The organism is Actinomycetes bacterium (assembly GCA_036510875.1).
Lineage (GTDB): Bacteria > Actinomycetota > Actinomycetes > Prado026 > Prado026 > DATCDE01.
On the sequence record DATCDE010000151.1, the window covers coordinates 1 to 2,316 of the forward strand.

General features: G+C 64.8%; 3 protein-coding genes and 1 pseudogene. All 4 read left to right on the forward strand.

The genetic code is table 11. The features are described 5' to 3' along the window. Positions 1–784 (forward strand): ParA family protein (locus VIM19_08860; GenBank protein ID HEY5184993.1); only part of this gene is annotated, 784 nt, incomplete at its 5' end. Positions 785–1,127: 343 nt separating this feature from the next. Continuing rightward, entirely contained in the window at positions 1,128–1,277 is a 150-nt protein-coding gene (locus tag VIM19_08865) for a hypothetical protein (GenBank protein HEY5184994.1), read from the forward strand. A gap of 397 nt (positions 1,278–1,674) precedes the next feature. Continuing rightward, positions 1,675–1,878: pseudogene (locus tag VIM19_08870) on the forward strand (DUF4158 domain-containing protein). Positions 1,879–1,937: 59 nt separating this feature from the next. Continuing rightward, on the forward strand, positions 1,938–2,316 hold a 379-nt coding region (locus VIM19_08875; protein HEY5184995.1), incomplete at its 3' end, for a hypothetical protein.

Genomic DNA, 2,316 nt, shown 5'->3' on the forward strand with positions numbered 1-2,316 from the left:
AGGCCCACCCATGCGCAGAATCGCGATCGCCAACCACAAAGGCGGTGTCGGAAAGACAACGACAGCCGTCAACCTCGCCGCCGGCCTAGCACAAGAGGGCTACCGCACACTGCTCGTCGACGTGGACGCCCAAGCACACGCGACCTTCTGGTTCGCCGAAGACCCCGACGACGTCGACTACGACCTCCAGGACGTCATCACCAAAAACGTCCCCCTCGACCAGGTCATCCTCCACACCAGGATCACCAACCTCGACCTCCTGCCCTCAACCCTCGGCCTGGCACCACTGGAGACCGAACTGGTCTCCATGACCCGCCGCGAGGACCGCATCGCCAGGGCCCTGGCACCGGCCGACGACCAATACGACTACGCAGTACTGGACTTGGCGCCCAGCCTCTCCCTCGTCACCCTCGCAGCTCTGGTAGCCGCCACCGACCTCATCGCACCCGTGAGCGCGACCAAGCTCGCCATGGGCGGTCTCGGCGCGTTCCTGGGCTGGACCGAAGATTTCCGCACAGAGAACCTCATCACTGCCCCCCTGCTCGGCGTCCTCATCACCATGACCGAGCCACGCACCCGGATCACCCGCGAAGTCGTCGAAGCCCTGCAGGAAAGCGATCTGCCACTCTTCGAGACAACCATCCCCCGCCGGGTCGCCGCAGAAGATCAAGTGGCAGACCGACTGGTCGTCGGGGACCCGGCCGCGAACGCAGATCTCACTGCTGCCTACGGCGGACTGGTCAAAGAGGTCCTGGATCGGATGCGAGCACACAAGAATGGGTAAAACACTCACCGCCGCCCAGATGCTCAGCGCGGGACGAAAACGTCCCCCCACTGCGGCCGAAACCGGAACTAAACCACTAGACGACCAAGCGACCACTCAACCAGACGTTCAGGCGACTAAACCACTAGACGACCAGGTGTCTGGTCCACTGAGCGACTCAACGACTAAGCCACTAGATAGCCATGGCAATAAGTCGACTAAAGAACTAAGCACCCAGCCCGAACTGAACGGGCATCCTGCCGCCACCTATCAAAGAGTCACTGTCTTCCTGACGCCAGCTCAACGGCAATGGCTGAAGCTGACAGCCAAGCAGCTTCCCGACGGGTTGTCCGCCTCGGACGTCGTGCGCCTGGCAATCAGCCGGCTCACCCTCGACGTGACGGATGGATGGGACCTCGTCACCAACCTGACCGACCAGGCGCACTCCGACGCGGAGATCTTCTCCGGCCGCCGTAACAGGGGACTGCCACCGCGAGCAGCGATCAGCGCATAACCGGGACCCGGGGGCCCCCGGTTGGGCCAAGATCTCCCACGTCGGGTAAGTCCCGCTGACTGGCATAACTGGCGATTATCGGAGGTAACCCAACAGCCGATGAAACTGACCCGGCCCGACGCCCGGTCGTCTCGACCAAGAGCTTTTTCGACGATTTTTCGACACCCCGCGCGGCGGCGGCGCCCGGTCGGTGCGCCCTGCTGAACTGCCGGAACAGCGGCCGGCGGCGGGAGGTTGGCCTCGGCCCGCCGGAGCGAGAGGTTCGGGGTCGAGGATGATCCGTCCAGCCGTTGGCGCTAGCGATGATCTTCGGGGCGGTGCCGCTTGATGGGCGATCTGATGTCTTGTCGGGTAGAAGGTCTGCCTGGTCGCTGTTGGTCCTCTACGGTCGGCGCTTGTGGCGATGGAGTTCCTCACTGACGCTCAGGTTGCCGCGTACGGGCGGTTTGAAGGGGTGCCTTCGCGGGCAGATTTGGAGCGGTTCTTCTTCCTCGATGACGCCGACAAGAGTCTGATCGGTGACCGGCGCGGTGATCACAACCGGCTGGGTTTGATGCTGCAGGCCACGACCGTGCGGTTCGTGGGCTTGTTCTTGGAGGATGGCGTACCGGGACGGAGATTTTGGTCGCGCCATGCGTCGCAATGGGAGAGGCTGGGCCGATGCCCCTCCGCGATGCTGGCCTGGAGGATGGCCCGGGACTGACCGCCGCTCTCTTCGAAGCCGCGAACTGGGACGGCCGGGCACGGTTCACGCGGGATCAGCTATTAGCCGACCCGCACATGTCCCACTACGTTGCCGACTGGCCGCGTGCCACCGACTTCGGCACCGTCGCCGTCGACGACCACGGTGAGATGATCGGCGCCGCGTGGTGCCGCCTGTTCGACACGATCGACCAGGGCGAGCCGACAGCAGGGAGGATTGCGGCCGGCTCCAGCACCCAGTCGGTCAGCTGGAACGTCAGGTTGCGGCGACCTTGCGGGGACGTCCGCGGCGCGGCGGGGTGGGCTTCTCGGGAGCAGGCGCGGGATCGTCGGCGGG